Genomic DNA, 22,381 nt, shown 5'->3' with positions numbered 1-22,381 from the left:
TAGAACAAGTATAATAGAATATAGCCGATGTGCAAGGGAGTGTTTTCCAATGTTTCTACTTCAAAAAGTTGATTCGACGTTTAAAAAAATAAAAGCAAATGCTGCTAATATTATTACAATTACAAATATGTCGTTTGGTGGGGCTGCAATTATGGCCACATTAAATGAATATCATAGCTACAGTGTATTATTAATTTTTATCGCTGCTTTTTTAGATCGTTATGATGGTAAAGTTGCCCGTAAATTTAATCAGGAATCCGAATTGGGAAAACAGCTTGATTCCATGGCGGATATTATTTCCTTTGGTGTAGCACCTGCCCTGTTAATGTATGAAATGGCATTAATGAATGCAGGATTTACAGGTATGATGATGCCAGTATTATTTATTGCTGCTGGTGCGTTGCGTTTGGCTCGATTCAATGTGATGGATTCAACAGGTTATTTCGTAGGACTGCCGATTACTGCGGCGGGTACATTACTAACTATTTCTTATTTCTTTACAAATATGTTATCCGAAACATTTTACTTAATTCTTTTCCCGGTGTTGGCACTATTGATGGTAAGTACGTTTACATTAAAAAAAGTGTAAGAGCAGAAATATCGCTCTTACACTTTTTTCATTTCTGCGCAAAATTCATCATATACTGTCGAAAAGATGAAAGGATGTTAATTGCTTGAGCGGTTTTGTGACAGCATTGGTTCAACTTTGGCTTGAGCTTCCCGCATTATTAGGCTATTTAAAAGGGCAGACTTTTTATAAACCGTTATCACGCGAGGAAGAAGAAGAAGTCATCAATCGTTTTATAAAGGGGGATGAAAGCGCTCGTGTCGAATTAATTGAGCGAAATATGCGGCTAGTTGCGCACGTCGTAAAAAAATTCCATCCTTCACACGATTTGCTTGATGATTATATTTCAATTGGCACGATTGGTCTTATGAAAGCCGTAAGCAGCTTCACACCAGAAAAAAAGACCCGTCTTGCCACATATGCCGCCCGATGTATCGAAAATGAAATTCTGATGCATCTTCGTGCACAAAAAAAAGTGCAAAAAGATGTCTCGTTATTTGAGCCGATTGGTGTCGATAAAGATGGGCAGTCTCTTCAAATCCGTGATTTACTGCAGCTTGATGAACCTTCAACAATCGAAAAAATTGAACGACAGGAGGATTTTGCCCAGCTGTATCGCTATTTGGATACACTGGATCCACGTGAGCTCGAAATTATTTCCTACCGCTATGGACTTCAAAACTTCGACCCGCATACCCAAAAAGAAATTGCCAAAAGACTCAATATTTCACGCAGCTATGTTTCACGCATTGAAAAACGGGCACTTATTAAGCTTTACCAGCAGTTTAAGCATGGAGAGAAAGAATAGGCTAGATGAAAGTAGATAAATTTCGAACAAACAATAACTCCACACGCGATTTAAAAAATGCCCAATCCTTTTAGAGATTGGGCATTACTCATTTTGATCCGAATTATAATTTTGTAATCGCGTTTAATACGATTTCTGTTGAGTGTTTCGCTGCAACAGGTAAAAACTCATCAAATGACATGCTTGATTCTTGTCCTGCTATATCCGATAGTGCACGAATGACAACAAACGGTGTATTGAATTGATGGCATACTTGCGCTACAGCTGCCGCTTCCATTTCCACGGCTTTCATTGCAGGAAAATCTTTTCGTACTGCCTCAACACGCTCAGGGTTGCTCATAAATACATCGCCTGAACAAATAAGACCTACACTGTAATTATGCTCTCCCACTTCTTTAACTGCCTGTTTCGCAACTTCCATTAATTGTTTATCCGATTTATATGCTGCTGGCATCCCGGCCATTTGACCGATCTCATAACCAAAAGCAGTAACATCCACATCATGATGACGTACTTCATCCGAAATGACGATATCGCCAACTTTTAATGCTGCATCAAAACCGCCTGCAGATCCTGTATTGATGACAACTTTCGGATTAAACTTTTCCAATAAGATTGTCGTAGACATTGCAGCATTCACTTTACCGATACCGCTCTTTAACAGTACGACTTCTTTGCCTTCATATGTACCTGTTGTGTATTCACTGTTTGCAATTGTTTCTGTTTGCGTATTTTGTAGAGCACCGCGTAATAATTCTACTTCCTGCTCCATTGCGCCGATTACTGCTATTGTCATTTATTCATTCCTCCAATTAACTTGCTGACTATTCTTCGTTATCGTGAACCTTCTAATGTTGATAAAACTTCTACTTGAACCGGTTTCCAGCCTTCATTGTCAACCCATTCTATACTTACACGGTATTTTTGTTCTTTGTCCATAGATGTGACTACGGCAATTGCACTTTCCGTACTACCGTTATTGTTCACACGCAGTACAATACTGTTTTCCTGCTGTAAATCAATGACACTAAAAATTGCTTTTAGTTTTTCTTCGTAATCAATATGCCCTTTTTCATATGTCGACACATGTTCACCTGTTTGTGCCGTCGGATAGGCCGGCCAATTCGGATTTGTAATAACTTCTTTTACTGACGGATCGTCGGAAGGACTTACTATGTCACCTGATTCAGATGTTGGCTGTTCGGTTTCATCAGTAGCGTTATCTTCCTCTTCAACATCTTCCGGTACAGTTGTTTCTGTTTCATTATCTTCCGTACCTTGTCCAGCGTCATCTTCCGTGACATCAGTTGCTACTTCTGCCGGTGAATCTTGCTCAGCTTCGTTTTTAGGTTCTGGCTCTTGTGTAATAATAAAAATTAATGTTGCCACAATTAACACAGCGACAATAGCGATTAAATAATTTAATCTTTTATCCGCTTTTTGAAATTTCGTCTGTTTTGTTTTTTGTTCAGCATACTGTTGTCGTGTTTGAAATCGTCTTTTTCGTTCCATTTCAATTCCTCCTATGCACACCTATTTTAGCATTAGAAGAGCAAAGGTTGCACGGAAATCGAACATTGGAAACTCTTCCAAATTTATCAACAAAAGAAAAGCAGCTAGCAATTTGATGCTAACTGCTTCATGAATTATTTTACTTCTAAAATAATAACTTCCATATCTCCACCTGGTGTTGTCAGTTTTACAACATCATCCACATGCTTGCCCATTAAAGCTTTAGCAATTGGAGAATCATTCGAAATTTTACCTTCCATCGGATCAGCTTCAGCTGAACCAACAATTGTGTAAGATTCTTCAAAGTTTGCACGTTTACCGTTGATCAGCTCATCAAATGTAACTGTTTTCCCTAAAGAAATTGTATTTGATGAATCGTCCTCTGTAATTATGACAGCATTACGCAGCATTTGCTCGATCAATGAAATACGGCCTTCCACAAATCCTTGCTCTTCTTTTGCTGAATCATACTCAGAGTTCTCAGAAAGGTCACCGAAGCTGCGAGCTACTTTAATACGCTCTACAACTTCCGGACGCTTTACTGTTTTAAGCGTGTTTAATTCATCTTCTAATTTTTGTTTTCCTTCTAGTGTCATTGGATATTGTTTTTCGTTTGACATTATTCCCACTCCTTAGTAATAACTTGAAAACGTTTTCTTTTTGCGTTTTCTATTCTATTTCTAAAAATACGTATAATTTTAAAAGTTATTTTCACGTATTTTGTTCATAAATAACAGAAAACCCGACTACTAGTTTACGGTATGTGTAAATCCCTTCTTTTAGAAGAAGTTTACACCGTAATACGGGCAGCCGAATTTTATGATTAATTATTTATGTTGTTCTACCAATTTAACATGTAATTATTGTAAATACTACATCATCATATTACAAGTTGGATTCAGTTTCAAGAATTGTTTTTATTTTCGTTACCATTAAGTCAATTGCCACGTTATTTTCCCCGCCTTCAGGGATGATTACATCTGCATATCGCTTAGTCGGTTCGATAAACATATTGTGCATTGGACGCACTGCAGTTAAATACTGATCGATTACCGAATCAGCTGTACGACCGCGTTCTTTAATATCGCGTTGAATGCGTCGGATAATACGTAAATCAGAATCCGTATCCACAAATAATTTAATATCCATTAAATCACGCAGACGCTCGTCCTCCAGCACTAAAATCCCTTCGACGATAATTACATCTTTAGGTTCTACATGGATGACTTCATTTGAACGTGTATGCTGCACATAATCATAGACCGGTTTTTCCACTGCTTCATAGGCAAGTAAACGATGAATATGCTCGATCAGCAAATCATTGTCAAATGCAAGCGGATGATCATAATTTGTTTCCAGACGTTGTTCAAACGTCATATGGCTTTGGTCTTTATAATAATAATCCTGTTCGATTACAACTACTGAATGTTCACGGAAAACATCGTATATAGAACGTGTCACGCTCGTTTTACCTGAGCATGAACCACCGGCAATTCCGATTACAACTGGACGGTTTGACATTAATTATTCTCCTTTCGCATCATATCAAAATGTGATAATGAGCGATCAACTTTAAATTTAACGATTTGTAGTGGGTGGCGGGCAACATCGAGTTCATTACCCTTTTCATCCCAAAGCTGGCCAACCGTCATTTTGAATGTATCCATATTAGGGCCGAAAAATTCAACCGTATCGCCTGTTTTGAAATAGTTGCGTTGTTCTAATGTTACCATTTGTGTTTCGGCATCATAGTCCATTACAAACCCTGCGAAATCCCACTTCATTTTATGAGAATGGAAACCAAACATTTGTTGTTTATAGCTTGGCTCACCTTCAAAGAATGACGAAGCAGTTGCACGGTTTGCACAGCGCGCCAATTCTTCCAGCCATTCTTTTTCAAAAGTAAAGTTTTCCGGATCTGCACAGTAAGCATCAATTACTTTACGATAAACGGAAATAACTGTTGCAATATAGTGAATCGACTTCATTCGGCCTTCCACTTTTAATGAATCAATCCCCAACTCAATCATGTGAGGAATGGATTCGATCAATTTCAAGTCTTTCGGGCTCATTGCAAACGGTGCTTCACCTTCGTTAAACAATGCTGTTTCTTCACCATCGTTATTTTCATATAAATCATAATCCCAACGGCAAGACTGACAGCAGCCGCCACGGTTTGAGTCACGTGCCGTCATATGGTTTGAAAGTGTACAGCGTCCGGAATAAGCGATACACATTGCACCGTGCACAAATGCTTCGATTTCAATGTCTACCTCTTCTTTCATTTTACGCATTTCTTCCCCGCCAACTTCACGTGCTAAAACAACACGTTCCAAACCTTCTTCTTTCCAGTACTTTACCGCCTTCCAGTTGGATAAAGACTGCTGTGTAGAAAGATGGATTTCTAAAGAGGGGGCGCACTTTTTACAAGTTTCAATAATTAACGGGTCTGCAACGATAATCCCTTTTACGCCAGCTCCCTCGATTGCCTGCAGGTATTCTTCCAAACCGTCCATATTTTCGTTATGCGCGAAAATATTTGTCGTTACATATACAACGGCTCCGTATTTGTTGGCAAATTCAACGCCTTCCTTCATTTCTTCAATTGTGAAGTTCCCTGCGTTTGAACGTAAACCAAATTCCTGACCACCTATAAATACAGCGTCAGCACCGTAGTGAACGGCTACTTTTAATTTTTCCAAGCTTCCTGCCGGTGCTAAAAGCTCTGGTTTTTTCGTAATTACTGTTTTTCCGTTAATAGTTTCACGGATCTTTTCATTTTGAATTAATTGTAGCATACTGCGTCCGTTCTCCTTCCTAGTAGACTGTTTCCTTGTAGATGAAGCCAGTATCCAGTGGACGTAACGCTGGCTGAATTGCTTCGATTTGCTCAAATAACCCGGTTTTAATTTCATCGTACGCATCTTCGCCTTGATCAAAATACGTATCAATTGCTTGACGGTAAAGTTTTGTAACTGTCACCGTATAATCAAACGTTTGAAGGACCCCATCAATTTTAAATGAATCGATACCCGCCTCAAACAATTCATTTAACTCTTCGATAATGCACATGTCATTCGGGGAGAAGATATGTGTGCCATTCATATCCTCATAGATCGGATATTTATTTTTACGTTCTTTGTCGTGAAGGAACATATTTTTGTTTTCTTTACGATTTTCAATTTCCATCGCTTCGTCACGGTACAGGAAATAGTTTCCTAAAAGCGAGCGCTTAGATTGGAACATACAAGTCATGCCATGTACTTGTACTTCGATTTCATGCTTTGTATTTTCTTTAATTTCAATAACTTCATCGACTGAAAGTTCACGTGCCAATACTGCACGCTTACTACCGCGTTCACCCCAATAGTTCACTTGGAAGAAGTTCGTTGCAATCGTTTCCGGATTCCAATGCAACGGAACGGTTACGTTGTTTTCACGCACTGCGATAATTACTGCAGGGTCCCCAAATAATAGTGCGTCTACCCCGATACGCTGCATCTGTACTAAATATTCATCCAATGCGTCTAAACGATCGTTGTGGAATAATGCATTGACCGCTACATAAACCTTTTTACCTGCAGCGTGAATCAGCTTTGTTGCTTCTTCCACCTGTGCTACTGTAAAGTCTCCAGCTAAACGTAAGCCAAATTTTTGTTCACCGATCACAAAAGCATCTGCACCTGCCTCAAGTAGTGCTGTAATATGCTCAATGGATTGTGGTGTTACTAATAATTCTGGTTTTTTCACACTAATCACCTCTTCAAACAAATTAACAAACCATCACCGACAGGGAAAAAGGCACTCGAATAATCCGGATGTGCCATGATCCAGTCTGAAAATGTTTTTAAATTGCGGATCATCGTTCTTTTTCTTCTAGGTACATCTTTTATATCTAAATCTGATAATCCGTGCATATACATATTATCGATGTATAAAACGCCACCCGATGGAACAAGTGATGCGTATTTTTCGAAAAACTTCATGTATTGCCCTTTTGCCGCATCAATAAAAACAGCATCAAAAGTAGTAGGAAGTGTTTCCATGTCTACCTCTAACGCATCGCCCTCTATTACTTGTATGCGGTTTGCCACCTCTGACCTTGCAATGAATTCCTTGGCATACTGAACTCGCGACACATCGCGTTCTATCGTCACAATATGACAATCTGGCAGCGCTTGTGCCATTCGTAAAGCAGAATAGCCAATTGCCGTTCCAATTTCCAAAATCGATTTCGGATTTTGAATACGCAAAATTTGATTCAGTGACTCTATTCCTGCAAGCTGCATAATCGGGACATGATTCTGTTCTGCGAAGCGTTCCATTTCCATTAGTAATTCATCACGTTCAGGAATGAAGGAAGCAATATAAGCGTCTGATAATTCCATTCGTCATTCTCCCTTTACCTGGTTGTTTGCGCACATCTTTCATTCACAAGAAAAAAGACGAAACGAAGATGTTTGCGCCTACAAAATTGTTATATAAGGACAAAAAATCACAATTTATAATAGCATGAAAAGAAAAGGAATGCGAACAATTTCCTGAATTCCATCGTAAAACGGAAATTTCAAGCCATTCGATTCCTTTTCTACAACTTAACTTTCTTAACGTAAATATTTTTCGATGTTCGCTAAATGTTGTTCATACGTTTTAGCAAAATGATTTATGCCTTCTTTATCTGCCAGGAAATATAAATAATCAGTTTGTGAAGGGTTCAATGCCGCTTCAATTGATGTTTTTCCGGCTCCCGCAATTGGTCCTGGAGGCAATCCAACATTTTGATACGTATTATACGGGTTGTCCACTTCCAAATCTTCATACAGCACGCGGTCTTTATGCGAACCTAATGCATACAGTACGGTCGGGTCTGTCTGTAAAGGCATCTCAATTTCCATACGGTTATAGAATACACTCGCAATTGTTTCACGATCTGTTTGCGCAGTTGCCTCTTCTTCAAGTAATGATGCAAATGTCAGCAATTCATGTACCGATGTTTCGCGTTCTTCCAATATCGGAGTGTATTCGGAAACAATGGTATTCATTGCAGAAAGCATTGTATCGATAATTTCCTCAATCGTTGGGTTTTCCTCAAAGAATGGGTATGTTGCCGGATATAAATAACCTTCTAACGGATGACGGATATTCTCCTTTAAAATAGCTTCTGACAATAAATCAGGATATTCAGTGATTAATTGCTGAACATAAGCGGCATCCGTCACTTTTTTCATGAAGTCTTCTGCTTTATGAGGAGTATTTTTCTGTACAACATCTGCTACTTGCTCGAGCGTTAACCCTTCTGGCACTGTCATTGTAAATACAGGCTCGCGATACACACGACCCGTCTTTAAACTTTCAATAATTTCGTCGAGTGTCATGGATTTCGTTAAAGAATAACTGCCGGCTTGGAATTCCGATTCATTTTTAAATTTAGTATAATATTTAAAAATCTGCGCATTCTTTACAATGCCCTTATCTTCTAGAATAGTTGATATTAATGTAATACCTGAGCCCATAGGAATTTCGACTTCAACTTTTTCGTTCGATTCCGGGTCCATCGGTTCCAATGCCGATGTCACATAGTTGTATCCTACGAAACCGACAATGGCAATAATAAGAAGAGCGACAAGCGCGATGATTCCCACTATTTTACGCACCGTTTTAACTTCTCCTTTACGCTCTTTCATCTTATTGAACATTTCTTGCTTCTTATTTTCGTCTAGCACGGGAGTCCCCCCTTTTTCTCTTTCATAATGATACATAAAAATTCCTTTCGACACAATATAGAGCCACGAAAGGTATGTAAATTCTCACTATTTGCGACGTTTTATAATAGAAAATGTTCGTTTTTGTCTAATTTTGTACAATAAAAAAACCTTACTGTCGTATACATCGTCAGTAAGGTTCTTGAAATTAGTTTTGTGCTAATGAGTTTAATACTTGTTCTACCATTTCCCACTCTTGATCTGTTTCGATAGGAAGCAAGTCCGCTACTTCACCATTGTCGCCAGCGATGTAAGCTGAAGCGTATACTTCCTCGAGTACAGGCTCATCGTCTTCCATTATTGCATAGAACAAGTAATTTTTGCCGTTGCTATCGAAGCGATGCAATATTTGGCACATAACTTCTTCATCATCTTCATTCGTGATGGTGAAGTAATTTGTCTGATCCGAGCCAAATTCTGCAAGCACCGTATTCATAACTTCTTCAACCATTGCCCATTCTTCATCTGTTTCAATGTCCGAAAAACCACTCATTTCGCCATTCTCATCGAGAACATAGCGAAGTGCAGAAATACCTGCTTCTTCATCACCAATTAATGAAAATAATACATAAGAATGCTCTTCCGAATCAAATGTAAATACAACGCGGCATTGCTGCTCTCCGCCATCTTCTTTTTGCAAAATAAAAATATTTTCTTCCATACTAATTCCTCCCAATGAATGAATAAAACAGAGCAGGCTCATCACCCACTCTGTTTTTATCGTGTCAAATGAATTATTCTTCTTCGCCTAATTCGTCTTCAATCTGATTTAATACTTCTTCGATTAAATCCCATTCTGCTTCTGTTTCGATAGGCGTTAATTCGCCATCTTCACCGTTTTCAGCAGGAACGAATGCAGAGGCAAAGATTTCAACTGCGCCATCTTCATCTTCTTCTGCGCCTACTAAAGAATATAATACGTATGATTTACCGAACTCTTCTGAATCGAAAGTGTGTAAAATTTCGCAAAGTTGTTCGTTGCCGTTTTCATCGACTACTGTAATGTGATTTTGTTGTTCTGACATGATCGTCACCTCTTCATAATATTTAGGCATTGGTGCCTGTTGCTGCTCAACTCATTATACATAAAGCCTTTTCGGATAAGTACAAAAAAGCATCATGTGGAGCAACTTTAGTTTTTACTATCTAAATAGCCTTGTAAAATCATGACAGCAGCCATTTTATCAATAACTTGCTTTCTTTTTTTACGGCTTACGTCTGCTTCGATCAACATACGCTCAGCAGCCATCGTTGTCATACGCTCGTCCCAAAGCTTAACAGGAAAACCGAATGTATCTTCCAGCAGCTTTTTATAGCTTTCGGAAGCTTCCCCTCGGGGACCGATTGTATTATTCATGTTTTTCGGGTAGCCTACAACGAATTCTGTTACATTGTGTTCCTTTACAAGCTCATTAATACGTTCAATACCAAATTCGCCTGCCGCTTCATCGATTTTTATCGTCTCGATTCCTTGCGCTGTCCACCCTAGCGCATCGCTAATTGCAACGCCGACTGTTTTCGAGCCGACGTCTAAACCCATAATTCTCATTTATCCGCCTCAGTATTCTTTCTAATATAAAATCTAACGAGTTCCTCTAAAATCTCGTCACGTTCAAGCTTGCGGATTAAATTACGTGCGTCCTGGTGGCGAGGGATGTATGCCGGGTCACCAGATAATAAATACCCTACAATTTGATTTGTTGGATTGTACCCTTTTTCCTCTAAAGCCGCATACACCTTCAGCATCACTTGCTTTACTTCTTGTTCCATGGATTCTTCTGGAAAACTGAATTTCATTGTTTTATCGAAAGAACTCAAGACCAGCACCTCGCTTTCAGCAATGAGGAGATGGAGCACACTCTCCCATCTCCATTTATATCATTATAACTTATTCCTGCAAGCACTTCAAATATGCCAGTAGTAAAATTTAGTTGTTTAGAAAGATTTTACATGTTCGTATACAGCATTTAACGCTTCTTCCAGTTTAGCAGCATCTTTTGCACCTGCCATCGCCATATCCGGACGACCGCCGCCTTTACCGCCGCAAGCTTCAGCAACTTGCTTCACAATGTTCCCAGCGTGATAGTTCCCACCTACGATGTCCTTCGTTACACCCGCGCATAACATTACTTTCTCGCCATCGACAGCACCTAGAACAATAACAGCTGATTCCATTTTTTCTTTTAAATCATCCATCATTTGGCGTAATTGATTATTGTCTTTTGCTTCTACACGAGTAGCAAGTACTGTCACATCACCAATTTTTTGTGCGGCATCCAATACTGCGCCAGCTTGTGCATTTGCAATTTTTTGAGACAATGAATCATTTTCGCGTTGAAGTTCTTTGTAATCTGCTTGAAGTGTTGCCACACGAGTTGCCACATCTTTAGCATTTGATTTTAATAGGCCAGCCGCTTCATTCAAGATCGCTTCTTCTTCTTTAATCGCTTCATATGCCGATTTTCCTGTAACAGCCTCGATACGGCGTGTACCTGCACCGATGCCACTTTCAGATACTATTTTGAAAATGCCGATTTCAGATGAACGGCTTACATGCAGTCCGCCGCAAAGTTCGATAGAGTAGTCCGAAACGGCTACAACACGGACAACGTCACCATATTTTTCACCGAATAGCGCCATTGCACCCATCGCTTTTGCAGAATCGATATCCATTTCCTGAATAATGACTTCGATATCTTCCCAAATTTTTTCGTTTACTGCGCGCTCAACTTGCGCAAGCTCTTCTTTCGTTGCAGCGCCAAAGTGAGAGAAGTCAAAACGTAAACGGTCCGGTCCAACATAAGAACCAGCTTGTGCTACATGGTCTCCTAATACGTCTTTTAACGCACGGTGCATTAAGTGTGTTGCTGTATGGTTTTTAAGGATTAATTTACGTTTAGCTTCATCTACTTTTGCAGTAGCCGTATCACCGACGTTCATCTCACCTGATTCTACTACAACTGTGTGCAATGGCTGGCCATTTGGTGCTTTCTGAACATCTTTTACGATGGCAGTGAATCCGTCTGCTTCAATGAGACCAGTATCGGCAATTTGTCCACCCATTTCAGCATAGAACGGTGTTTCGGATAGAATGACCAACGCTTCTTCACCTTCAGAAGCAGTTGAAGTTTCCTGTCCGTTGACAACAATTGCAGCAACTTTTGCAGAAGCTTCAAATGCATCATAAATAAATGTAGATTGCTGTGTTAAATTCGAAAGCACTTCGTTTTGCACTTGCATTGAATCCACATCAGCACGTGCATTACGAGCACGTTCACGCTGTTGTTCCATAGAAGCTTCAAAACCTTCATGGTCAACTGTCATGCCAACTTCTTCTGCATACTCTTCCGTTAACTCAATCGGGAAACCGAATGTATCATACAGTCGGAATGCATCAGCACCCGGAATAACTGTTTCGCCTTTTGCTTTTTGGCTTTCTGCAACTTCGTTGAAAATTGCTAATCCACCGTCAAGTGTTTCATGGAAGCGCACTTCTTCGTTTTTAATAACACGTTGAATAAATGCTTCCTTTTCTTTTACTTGCGGATAGAAATCATGCATAATCTCTCCGACAGTCGGCACTAACTCAAACATAAAAGGCTTTTCGATGCCGATTTTTTTCGCATATCGAACAGCACGACGTAATAGACGACGCAATACATAGCCGCGGCCTTCATTTGATGGTAATGCACCGTCCCCGATAGCAAATGCTACTGTACGGATGTGGTCGGCAATTACTTTAAATGGTGTATTTACATCTTCAGTTGATCCGAAAATTTCGCTTAAATCCACTTCATGCGGACGTTTGTACGTACGGTTGGCAAACGTTTCCGTTTTTTCAATGATTGGCATGAAAAGATCTGTATCAAAGTTTGTTGGTACGTTTTGTACTACAGAAACGATACGTTCAAGACCCATACCTGTATCGATGTTTTGCTTTGGAAGTGGTGTATATGTGCCATCCGGATTGTGGTTGAATTGAGAAAATACAAGGTTCCAAATTTCAAGGTAACGCTCGTTTTCCCCGCCTGTGTACATTTCTTCCGCCGGTGCACCAACACCGTACTCTTCACCGCGATCATAGAAGATTTCAGAGTTTGGACCAGATGGACCTTCACCGATATCCCAGAAGTTGCCTTCAAGTCGGATTAGGCGCTCTTTAGGAATCCCGATTTCATTGTGCCATACGTCATATGCTTCCTGATCTTCAGGGTGGATTGTTACCGATAACTTTTCAGGATCGAAGCCCATCCATTTTGGATCCGTTAAAAACTCCCAAGCGTAATGAATAGATTCTTTTTTAAAGTAATCCCCGATAGAGAAGTTCCCTAACATTTCAAAGAATGTATGGTGACGCGCTGTTTTCCCTACGTTTTCGATATCGTTAGTACGAATCGATTTTTGTGCGTTAGTAATACGCGGGTTATCTGGAATGATACGACCGTCAAAATACGGTTTTAATGTCGCCACCCCTGAGTTGATCCATAAAAGTGATGGGTCATTAATTGGAACTAATGGTGCTGATGGTTCAATATGATGCCCTTTTTCTTTAAAGAAATTCAAATAAAGCCGACGAATTTCGGAACCTGTCATAATTTTTGTTGTCATGATTTTTTCCTCCTAATTTTTATTGAAGTCGATGAATTTTGGTACGGATTAATTACACCTTCACCTAGATAAGTGCTTCGTTCACCGGAAATCTCAATAATCCGCTGAAGAAAACAAAAAAAGCCTTCATCCCGGTAAAGGGACGAAGACTATTATCTCGTGGTACCACCCTAATTTATAACGCGCATGCATTATATCTCAAGTGCTTGTAACGTAAGCAAACGGCAGTGGTTAGCTGCACTCTGGAGTAGCTTTCAGTATTTATTCGGGGAGATTTTTTCAGCCGGGAAATCTCTTTCTGCTCACGAAGTCCATACGTACTTTTTCCATCATCGTTTTCATTTTATTATGCTCTTCATTATAAAAAATAGACATCGTGCTGTCAATCGGCATTCCTTAATAATTAAAGCGTTTTTTCGTCAGTAAAATTAAAAGGATTGCAGGCACTGTACATATAGTCATTCCTAAGAACGCCAAACCTGGCTCGATTTCATAAAGTGCGCCACCTAATAATGTCAGAATCGCTGCACTTAAACTCATTGCAAGTGCAGAATAAATCCCCTGTGCATTTGGAATCTGTTCCTGTGGTAAAGCTTTTGAAAGATAGCGGATAAAGGCATAATGAGCCATCGCAAACGACAGGGCGTGAAGTGCCTGAGATATGATAAACATCGGCATATTCGGAAATGCGTAAACTAGTATCCAGCGAATACTCGAGCCAATTGCCGCTATAAGCAATAATGAAGAAGGCTTCCATTTTGTTAGAATTGTATCGGCCTTATAAAAATAAAGAACTTCAAATATTACTGCAACATTTAAAATCATGCCGATATAAAACGGATTTACATTCAGATCCTGCAAATAAATATATCCATAGTTATAGTACGATGCGTGTGCCCCCTGAAGTAAAATGACGACAAACAATACGATGATAAAGCTTTTTACTTCAAATAGTCCTTTCATTGAGAGCGTTTTTCCGTTCTCTCTTACAGGCACTAAGCTTAAAACTTGAGGTGCAGGCATGAATTGAATGATGAGCAATGCCGCTAAACCTAAAATCATCATCCACAAAATCATTTGCTCCCCGTACATCCCGCTGATCATACTGATGATTAATACAGCGACGACAAACCCAAAAGATCCCAACGAACGCGCTTTCCCATAATGTATGGATCCATGTTGCATTAACGTGGAAGCACTGCTCTCAACAGCCGGTAATAATGCCGGGTAAAAAGCACTGAACAGCAATGTCATTAAAAATAAGCCGCTGAATGAATTAATCGGTATGTATAGCAGCGTCACAATTAGTGAACTTGCAGTAAAAAAGATCAGCACATTTTTGTTGCTCATCACTTTAGAAACAAACGGGAAAATAAACATCGTTGAGATGGCCCGTGCAACCAGTCCAAAGCCCATTATAATGCTCGCTTCCGAAACCGTAAGCCCTTTATCATTAATAAGCCAACCTGTCCAATATGGCAGGAAAATCCCCCATGTAATAAAGAACATAAAGAAGTTTTTTGCGAGCCAACGCTGATTATTCATAGTCTTCATCCTTTTTCGTTTTTATTAAGTTGAATATTAACATGAGAAATACTACAATAATGTGAGAAATCTCATATTTTACTGGAAGGAGTTGCTCTATAATTGAGAAAGTTACCAATAGATGAAAGTCTCTCATATATCGAACAATACCCGATTTCCCAATATTTTTCGTTTGATATTGTACCATTTATCCATGTGTATGAATTCGATAAAGGCGAATTTATTTTCCACGAGCATTCCATCCCTGACTATTTGTATTACATGGTTGAAGGGAAAGCTAAATTATATATTACCCATAAAAATGGGAAAATCTCGCTCATCGATTTTATTACCGCGCCAACATTCATGGGCGAAATGGAATTGTTAAATGCTGAACGCTATTCAAAAGGCATTCAAACTTTATCAAAGTCAGTATGTTTTGCGATTTCGATTCAGGAAGTGAAGGAAAAATTATTAGCAGATCCTGTTTTTCTGAAAATGCTCTGTCTTTTTTTAAGTCACAAAGCAACTACAGCAACAGCAAAATATACACAAAACCAGGCCTATTCGTTGGAAAACCGATTAGCCTCATTTATTCTACTATCCTCAGATCAACAATTCTATAAAGAAAAACATACAGAAGTCTGTGATTACTTAGGTGTATCCTATCGCCACCTGCTATTTGTCCTTGCACAATTCAGCGAAGCCGGCTATATCACGAAGCAAAATCGCGGGTATGTTCTGACTAATCGGCCTGAACTGGAAAAACTCGCAGCAGAAATTACGTATTAAAAAAAGACTGCGCTAAAATATTTTTAGCACAGTCTCTTGAACACTGAAAGATATTAAATAAACATACCAGCAATTGCAGCTGATAATAATGAAGCTAATGTACCTGCAGCAACTGCTTTAATTGCAAGTTGTGCAATCATCGTACGTTTTTGTGGTGCCATACCACCTAAACCGCCGATTAAAATACCCATTGAGCTTAAGTTTGCAAAACCACAAAGTGCAAACGAAATGATGATGGCTGTTTTATCAGAAAACTCGCCGATAATCGGACCAAAGTTAGAGTAGGCAACAAATTCATTTAATATTAATTTTTGACCGATAAATGAACCCGCACGCACTGCTTCATCCCAAGGAACACCGATTAAAAATGCCAATGGCGCAAAGACATAGCCTAATAAACCTTCAAGCGTAACATTATCAAAACCAAACAATCCTGTGATGCCGCCTAAAATACCGTTTAATAAAGCAATTAACGCGATGAAACTTAATAGCATTGCACCAACGTTTACAGCTAATTTCAATCCGTCAGATGCACCTGCTGCAGCCGCATCAATAACATTTGTCGCTTCAGAATTACGCTCTAATTTAAAGTCATCTTCATTCACTTCTTCTGTTTCAGGAATCATTAATTTTGCCATTACCAATCCTGCAGGAGCAGCCATGAAACTTGCCGCCAATAAGTATTCTAGCGGAACACCTAACAATGAATAACCGATTAATACAGAACCTGAAACTGATGCAAGTCCACCTGTCATAACCGCGAACATTTGCGATCTTGTCATTTTATTTAAAAATGGACGAATTACAAGCGGTGCTTCTGTTTGTCCAACGAAAATATTGGCTGCGGCATTTACAGATTCTGCTTTTGTCGTACCTAATACTTTCGACAAGAAACCACCAATAATCTTAATGACAAATTGCATAATCCCTAAGTAATAAAGGACAGAGATTAAAGATGAGAAGAAAATAATAATTGTTAATACGCTCATCGCGAATACAAACCCGACATTATCCGGATTCGCTAACCCGCCGAATACAAAATTAACTCCTTCATTCGCATAGCTAATTAACTTTTGCACGCCTGCAGAAAGATCCATTAGTTTTTCTCGACCATACGACCACTTTAGTACGATAAAAGCAAAGATTAACTGTACAATCAATCCTGCAATTATAATTCTCCACTGAATTGCTTTACGGTTATTCGATAACCCGATGGCAATCGCTACGATTCCCAGAATACCTATGATTCCCCATACGTAATCCATGTATGTGCACCTTCTTTTTTAGTTTTGAAAACCTTTTCATTTGTAAATATTGACATCGAATTTCAGACGTCATATAAGTTTTTTTCATACTAACATATCCACACAAATAATATTAATTAATAGTTTCTTTTAAAATTTCTGATTTTTTCCGCAAAAAGTTATCATTTTTTTATTATGCCCCGATTTGTTTCAAACTTTTATTATATTTCAAACATTTTCCCTCAACACTTGATCATAAACACATCATTTAATAAATTTGTCCAAAACAGTAAATTTCCATGAGCAATAAAAAAACTAGCCATTCCCATTCAAACATGAACGAAAATGGCTAGTTCTATTCTTCATTGAAGTCGTACGGCGAAATATTCGCCATACCAATTAATGGATGAATATATGGCGCTGTTTCTGCCGTCAAGTGATTTGGCAACGCTTCACCAATTTTATGTGAAGCTGAAAAATTCAAAAGACCAAGCTGCTCTGTTGAAGGATTTTTTTTTACTTCCTTAACGGACGCTTTTTCCTCTTCTTTTTCCGGTAACTCTTCTGTCTTTTCTGCAGCTATAAATTCCGGATTCAATCGTGCCTTTAATGTTGTTAATCGAGTTAAATCATCTGTTTTCGCTAAACCATTCGCTAATACATCCGGCTCACCACATAAAATTAAAAAGTTTTTGGCACGTGTAATTCCCGTATACAGCAAATTTCTGCGAAGCATTTTCGAGTAGCCGCGGACAATCGGCATAATAACCGTTTGAAATTCCGAGCCTTGTGATTTATGAATTGAACAGCAATAGGCCAATGTTATCTGGTTTAAATCTGCACGCTGGTATGTTACTTCAATCCCATCATAGCTGACGATAAGCAAATCCTGCTTTTCCACTGTTTCCTTTGCACGGATTATGGAAATCACTTCACCCATATCCCCGTTGAAAACATTATTATCCGGTTGATTCACTAGCTGCAGCACTTTGTCCCCGATACGGTAAATCGTATCACCGAAAACAAGTTCTTTTCTTGTCCCATCATTTGGATTGACAAGCTGCTGAATTTCTTTATTTAAATTATCGATGCCTGCAGGACCTTTGTACATCGGCGCCAATACTTGAATATCTCGAATTGCCTGACCTTTTGCAAGCGCACCTTTTACAACTTGAGTGACAACGCTCGTTACTTGTCCGGCTCCTGCCTGAATAAACGAACGGTCCGTTGTTTTTGCAGTCAACGTATCCGGCACTCTGCCTTTTTTGATTTGATGGGCCATTTCGATAATTGTAGATCCTTCAGCCTGACGGTAAATATCCGTTAATTCAACGGTAGGAATTTGCTTGGATGCAAGCAGATCCTTTAATACTTGCCCTGGTCCAACAGGCGGTAACTGATCCTGGTCTCCTACAAAAACGACCTGTACATCTTCATGCAGTGCTTTTAAAAGCTGATGTGCCAGCCATGTATCCACCATTGACATCTCATCGATTATAATGAGTCGCCCTACAACTTCACGCTCTGTTTCTTCATCCTTTTCCTGCCCATTAAATCCTAGTAAACGGTGTATTGTCATTGCAGGCAAGCCAGTCGATTCCGCGAGTCTTTTTGCTGCACGTCCTGTAGGTGCTGCAAGGACAATCGGAAACGGTTCCTCTTTTTCCGCATACGTTTTTGGGTTTAATGATAACCCGTGAAGCTCAGCATATACTTCGACCAAACCTCGGACAACGGTCGTTTTTCCTGTCCCCGGTCCACCTGTTAAAATCATCACCGCGGAATTAATCGCCGTTTCAATAGCCTGTGCCTGTGTTGGCGCATATGTCACATCATACTGTTCTTCAATGTCACCAATCGCTTTTCGGATTTCATCTTTCGAAAAACTTTCGGCCATTTTATTTTTTTCTTTCAGTTCATTAATCTTACTTGCAATGCCCACCTCACTAAAATAAAGTGACGGCAAGTACATGCGTGTTTCTTCACCGCATATTTTCGAATCCTCTCGCATTTCAATTGCCGCTTTCGAAATCGCTTCATATGGAATTTCAATGCGCTGACTTTGTTCAAGTATATCTTTCACCATCGGAAGCACCATTTCCGCATCCAAATAAACATGACCTTCAGATAATGATGCATTTGTCAGTACATGAAAAATGGCTGCTTTAATTCGATCCGGATGATTCCCTGTTATCCCCAGCTTCGCACCAAGTTCATCTGCACGTATAAATCCGACCCCTTCTACTTCTTCAATCAAACGGTAAGGGTTTTCTGTCAGCAGCTGAATTGTTTCTTCACGATACGCCTGATAAATTTTCATCCCGAGCTGTGGTCCGAAGCCCCAATCGTTCAGCCTTACCATCACCCGTTCCAATCCAAGATTTTCCTCGATCGTTTGGCGAATATGTAATTTCTTTTCAGCAGATAAACGAGGAACAGCATCAAGTGCTGCCGGATCCTCCAGTATTTTCGTGAGGGCATCCATTCCGAGCTTTTCTACGATAGTCTCTGCCGTTTTTCTGCCGACCCCTGTAAATAGGTCACTTGATAAATAATGGACGATCCCCTGCTCTGTTGTCGGCACCTCTTTTTCAAATGTCTCAATTTGAAACTGCCTCCCGTATTTCGGATGACTTTTTAACTGTCCAGTAAAGCGGTATAGTTCATCATTAACCAATTGGGGAAAATAACCAACTACGATGATTTCTTTCTCGTCATGCTGAATATTTGTTTCTTGAATTTTGACACGAACAATGGAGTACATATTCGTTGAATTATGAAAAATTGTTACAATTGGTCGACCTAAAATAAAAAGCTTATTTACGTCAAACAAATTTAGATTTTCCGCCATTTTCATGCCACGCTTTCTTATAAATTGTAAGCCCATTTTATCATACCGATTAAAGCCTGTCCTACAATAATGCCAACAAGCTATTACGTCTGATTTTTCTATTAATTCAGCACGTTGAAATGTTATGATACATATAGAATGTAAGAGAAAGTAGTGAAGAACATGAACTTTAGACCTTGTATTGATTTACACGACGGAAAAGTGAAGCAAATTGTCGGGAGCACTCTTGGCTATGAAAATAAAGAAGTGGTTGAAAATTTCACTTCCGACCAGGATGCCTCATATTACGCTTCACTGTTTCTGCAGAACAAACTGACGGGCGGACATGTTATTATGCTAGGTCCCGGCAATGAAGAAGCAGCGATATCTGCATTGCAAGCTTATCCGAACGGTCTTCAAATAGGCGGCGGAATTACTGCCGACAATGCACAAAAATATATCGCTGCTGGTGCTTCGCATGTCATTGTTACATCATATATTTTTCATGACGGGCAGCTTGATATGGATCGTCTGCAGCAGTTAGTTAAAAAAATCGGTAAAGAAAAACTTGTCCTTGATCTGAGCTGTCGAAAACGTGATGGTAAATGGTATGTTGTAACAGATAAATGGACAAAATTCAGCGACTTCGAAGTAAATGCACAGTCGATTAAGGAAATTGAAGAATATTGTGATGAACTGCTCATTCATGCGGTTGATGTGGAAGGAAAACGCAGTGGGATGCAGGAAGATTTAGTACGTGATCTGGCGGAATGGACATCGATTCCGACAACGTATGCTGGAGGCGTACGTTCAATTGATGATTTGAAAAAGTTCGAATCAATTTCAAATGGTAAATTACACGTAACAATCGGCAGTGCCCTTTCCATTTTCGGCGGTGACCTGGACTTCCAAACAGTAGTGAATTATTGCGAAGGTATTGAATAACCAGAGTTCAATGAATGCCGTAAGAGACGGACACAACAAAAACCCATTTTTCTATCAAAGAAAAATGGGTTTATTTTTATACACTTCATTTTACATATTGAACATTAGACGTTTTGCAATCATCTGGAACTCTTCCGGACCGATTCCCGGTGCAAACTCTTCCGGCAGTTCATCTAAATCCGGCATCTTTGCACCTTTTGGTGTGCCCTCTTCTACAATGAGCGGGGCATTCGTTAATGGATGCGGCCCTTTCCAGATTTTATTGATATCCTGATAATCCCCTACGTAATTCCACGTAAATAATACATTTCCATAGCCACGCTCTTCATATTTTCTTGCGTGGTCAAATACATGATTATCAAGGCTAGGAATCGGAAGCATCCGTGTTACATCTACACCAGTTGCCATTTCCAGTGCTTTTGCATAGGCAATAACATGTGTTCCGCCTCGTACTAGTAAATAGCCAATCATTTCACGGGCTGTCGGATGATCCGTCATTTCATAAACACGCATTTTATGTGTCCGCGCGCCGCATTCCAAGAAGAAATTATGCAGTAAGTCGAGCACTAAATTCCCGCTGGAAAATACATACTCCCCATTCCAAGGTTTCCCCATCGAATCGACAGGTAAAGCTGTCTGCGCAGAAGCGATAAAGCTCTGCGTATTGCGCATATTTTTGGCGTTCATCATCGGTGCCAGATTTGGGTTACCGGAAAACGTCGTATCTTTACTCAGTAGATTGATTGTAGTCGCTACAAGTTCCACATGCCCAAACTCTTCCGCTGTAATACTCGCAACTAAATCATAAAAAGGTTTTAATTTCTTTTTTCCACGGAAATTGAATGACTGATACATATAGTTATTCAAAGTCGACATTTCGCCAAACTTTCCGCCTAATAATTCCTGTACCGCACTTGCAGCGTTTGCGTCTCCATATTCAACCTGTGGTAAATCAATAAGTAATCGATTGACGCGTTGAAACAATAAAGCACCCCCTAATTGTCATAGTAAGCTTATGACGATTAGAAGGTGCGTAGACCATATTCATTTCATTTTTTTAAAAATGGCATAATCCAAACTATTTTGTCAATACGAATATAGAACGGCGTTTGGCACACATCAAGTACAATATAGTCCGGACAGATTGCCGCCAATATCCCTTGCTGAACACGATTCCCCTCTTGCTGGACGGCAACCATTTGCCCTAAATAGTTTTGGATCGCTTCAAGCCAGTACGCGTTTGGATATGTGTTCATTTGAACCAAAAAATCACTCCTTTGTATGCATACTGTACAATATGCGTTAAAGGAGTGATCCGTTCATCGTTTATTTGGCTTTAGACTCAATCGTGATCGTTACAGGACCATCATTAATGAGTGCAACATCCATCATCTCACCGAAAACACCTGTTTCAACATGCAGTCCGTTCGCCTTTAATTGTTCATTGAATGCTTCCCATAATGGCTTTGCCTGTTCAGGTCTTGCCGCTTCCACAAAACTTGGCCGCTTCCCTTTGCGAGTATCCGCATAAAGTGTAAATTGGGAGATTGATAAAATATCACCGCCTGCTTCAGCAATGGAACGATTCATCCTGCCGTCCTCATCTTCCCAAATACGCAGATCGGTAATTTTTTTAGCCACATATTTGATATCTTCTTCTGTATCACTATGTGTAATGCCGACAAGCAGTACATAGCCTTTTTGAATGGCACCTGTTACTTGTCCATCGACTGTAACAGAGGCCTGTTTTGAACGTTGTAATATTACGCGCATCTTTTCCCCTACTAT

General features: G+C 39.6%; 23 protein-coding genes. 4 read left to right on the top strand and 19 right to left on the bottom strand.

Annotated features, from left to right (window positions below):
• The first annotated feature begins 49 nt into the window (after window positions 1–49).
• Both pssA and sigK read left to right on the top strand, forming a co-directional pair.
• The gene (gene pssA, locus ABS917_RS02920; protein WP_079527946.1) at window positions 50–589 is read left to right on the top strand and encodes a CDP-diacylglycerol--serine O-phosphatidyltransferase; all 540 of its coding nucleotides are present in this window, start codon (window positions 50–52) and stop codon (window positions 587–589) included.
• 85 nt (window positions 590–674) lie between these two features.
• Window positions 675–1,376 (top strand): RNA polymerase sporulation sigma factor SigK, encoded by a 702-nt coding sequence (gene sigK, locus ABS917_RS02915; protein ID WP_079527948.1) that lies wholly within the window; start codon window positions 675–677, stop codon window positions 1,374–1,376.
• A gap of 103 nt (window positions 1,377–1,479) precedes the next feature.
• On the opposite strand, the gene mtnN is transcribed toward sigK, so the two are convergent.
• From mtnN to ABS917_RS02845, 14 genes are all read right to left on the bottom strand, one after another.
• Window positions 1,480–2,172 (bottom strand): 5'-methylthioadenosine/S-adenosylhomocysteine nucleosidase, encoded by a 693-nt coding sequence (mtnN, locus tag ABS917_RS02910; protein WP_350477596.1) that lies wholly within the window; start codon window positions 2,170–2,172, stop codon window positions 1,480–1,482.
• A 38-nt stretch (window positions 2,173–2,210) separates the two neighbouring features.
• Entirely contained in the window at window positions 2,211–2,888 is a 678-nt protein-coding gene (locus ABS917_RS02905) for a YrrS family protein (RefSeq protein WP_350477595.1), read from the bottom strand.
• Between the two features lie 134 nt (window positions 2,889–3,022).
• Window positions 3,023–3,508: a transcription elongation factor GreA gene (greA, locus tag ABS917_RS02900; protein WP_350477594.1), complete on the bottom strand. Its 486-nt coding sequence runs from the start codon at window positions 3,506–3,508 to the stop codon at window positions 3,023–3,025.
• A gap of 265 nt (window positions 3,509–3,773) precedes the next feature.
• Window positions 3,774–4,409 carry a uridine kinase gene (gene udk, locus ABS917_RS02895; RefSeq protein ID WP_350477593.1) on the bottom strand — a complete coding sequence of 212 codons (636 nt, stop codon included), beginning with the start codon at window positions 4,407–4,409 and terminating at the stop codon, window positions 3,774–3,776.
• A complete protein-coding gene (locus ABS917_RS02890) occupies window positions 4,409–5,686 on the bottom strand; it encodes a peptidase U32 family protein (protein WP_350477592.1) in 1,278 nt (425 codons plus the stop codon). Before ABS917_RS02890 ends, udk begins: the two co-directional genes overlap by 1 nt.
• 19 nt (window positions 5,687–5,705) lie before the next feature.
• Window positions 5,706–6,638, bottom strand: a complete 933-nt coding sequence (locus ABS917_RS02885; RefSeq protein ID WP_350477591.1) for a peptidase U32 family protein — start codon at window positions 6,636–6,638, stop codon at window positions 5,706–5,708.
• A 5-nt stretch (window positions 6,639–6,643) separates the two neighbouring features.
• Window positions 6,644–7,276 carry an O-methyltransferase gene (locus ABS917_RS02880; protein ID WP_350477590.1) on the bottom strand — a complete coding sequence of 211 codons (633 nt, stop codon included), beginning with the start codon at window positions 7,274–7,276 and terminating at the stop codon, window positions 6,644–6,646.
• 216 nt (window positions 7,277–7,492) lie between these two features.
• Complete coding sequence (gene mltG, locus ABS917_RS02875) at window positions 7,493–8,611, bottom strand: endolytic transglycosylase MltG (protein ID WP_350477589.1); 1,119 nt, start codon at window positions 8,609–8,611, stop codon at window positions 7,493–7,495.
• Between the two features lie 187 nt (window positions 8,612–8,798).
• Window positions 8,799–9,311 carry a DUF1292 domain-containing protein gene (locus ABS917_RS02870; protein ID WP_350477588.1) on the bottom strand — a complete coding sequence of 171 codons (513 nt, stop codon included), beginning with the start codon at window positions 9,309–9,311 and terminating at the stop codon, window positions 8,799–8,801.
• 73 nt (window positions 9,312–9,384) lie between these two features.
• Entirely contained in the window at window positions 9,385–9,675 is a 291-nt protein-coding gene (locus ABS917_RS02865; RefSeq protein WP_014823362.1) for a DUF1292 domain-containing protein, read from the bottom strand.
• Between the two features lie 107 nt (window positions 9,676–9,782).
• On the bottom strand, window positions 9,783–10,199 hold the full coding sequence (gene ruvX / locus ABS917_RS02860) for a Holliday junction resolvase RuvX (RefSeq protein WP_008407654.1): 417 nt from the start codon (window positions 10,197–10,199) through the stop codon (window positions 9,783–9,785).
• A complete protein-coding gene (locus ABS917_RS02855) occupies window positions 10,196–10,468 on the bottom strand; it encodes an IreB family regulatory phosphoprotein (protein ID WP_350477587.1) in 273 nt (90 codons plus the stop codon). Before ABS917_RS02855 ends, ruvX begins: the two co-directional genes overlap by 4 nt.
• 117 nt (window positions 10,469–10,585) lie before the next feature.
• Complete coding sequence (gene alaS, locus ABS917_RS02850; RefSeq protein ID WP_350477586.1) at window positions 10,586–13,258, bottom strand: alanine--tRNA ligase; 2,673 nt, start codon at window positions 13,256–13,258, stop codon at window positions 10,586–10,588.
• 396 nt (window positions 13,259–13,654) lie between these two features.
• Window positions 13,655–14,803: an MFS transporter gene (locus ABS917_RS02845; RefSeq protein ID WP_350477585.1), complete on the bottom strand. Its 1,149-nt coding sequence runs from the start codon at window positions 14,801–14,803 to the stop codon at window positions 13,655–13,657.
• A 102-nt stretch (window positions 14,804–14,905) separates the two neighbouring features.
• Between ABS917_RS02845 and yeiL the strand changes: the two genes are divergently transcribed.
• The gene (gene yeiL / locus ABS917_RS02840; RefSeq protein WP_350477584.1) at window positions 14,906–15,574 is read left to right on the top strand and encodes a transcriptional regulator YeiL; all 669 of its coding nucleotides are present in this window, start codon (window positions 14,906–14,908) and stop codon (window positions 15,572–15,574) included.
• 53 nt (window positions 15,575–15,627) lie between these two features.
• Here yeiL and ABS917_RS02835 read toward each other — a convergent pair whose 3' ends face one another.
• Complete coding sequence (locus tag ABS917_RS02835; protein ID WP_350477583.1) at window positions 15,628–16,839, bottom strand: NupC/NupG family nucleoside CNT transporter; 1,212 nt, start codon at window positions 16,837–16,839, stop codon at window positions 15,628–15,630.
• 334 nt (window positions 16,840–17,173) lie between these two features.
• Window positions 17,174–19,669, bottom strand: a complete 2,496-nt coding sequence (gene recD2, locus ABS917_RS02830) for an SF1B family DNA helicase RecD2 (protein ID WP_350477582.1) — start codon at window positions 19,667–19,669, stop codon at window positions 17,174–17,176.
• A 162-nt stretch (window positions 19,670–19,831) separates the two neighbouring features.
• Here recD2 and hisA point away from each other — a divergent pair, with 162 nt between their 5' ends.
• Entirely contained in the window at window positions 19,832–20,593 is a 762-nt protein-coding gene (gene hisA / locus ABS917_RS02825; protein WP_350477581.1) for a phosphoribosylformimino-5-aminoimidazole carboxamide ribotide isomerase, read from the top strand.
• 90 nt (window positions 20,594–20,683) lie between these two features.
• Here the strand turns inward: hisA and ABS917_RS02820 are convergent, their stop codons facing one another.
• The 3 genes from ABS917_RS02820 to dtd form a co-directional block, all read right to left on the bottom strand.
• Window positions 20,684–21,577 (bottom strand): manganese catalase family protein, encoded by an 894-nt coding sequence (locus ABS917_RS02820; RefSeq protein ID WP_350477580.1) that lies wholly within the window; start codon window positions 21,575–21,577, stop codon window positions 20,684–20,686.
• Window positions 21,578–21,642: 65 nt separating this feature from the next.
• Entirely contained in the window at window positions 21,643–21,849 is a 207-nt protein-coding gene (locus ABS917_RS02815; RefSeq protein ID WP_251689991.1) for a YuzF family protein, read from the bottom strand.
• Window positions 21,850–21,919: 70 nt separating this feature from the next.
• The gene (gene dtd, locus ABS917_RS02810; protein ID WP_350477579.1) at window positions 21,920–22,366 is read right to left on the bottom strand and encodes a D-aminoacyl-tRNA deacylase; all 447 of its coding nucleotides are present in this window, start codon (window positions 22,364–22,366) and stop codon (window positions 21,920–21,922) included.
• Window positions 22,367–22,381 lie beyond the last annotated feature (15 nt).

Origin of the sequence: Solibacillus sp. (assembly GCF_040273735.1) — a bacterium.
Classification (GTDB): Bacteria; Bacillota; Bacilli; order Bacillales_A; family Planococcaceae; genus Solibacillus.
Note: the sequence above shows the minus strand (reverse complement) of the source record. Positions and strands in the feature narration are given on the sequence as shown.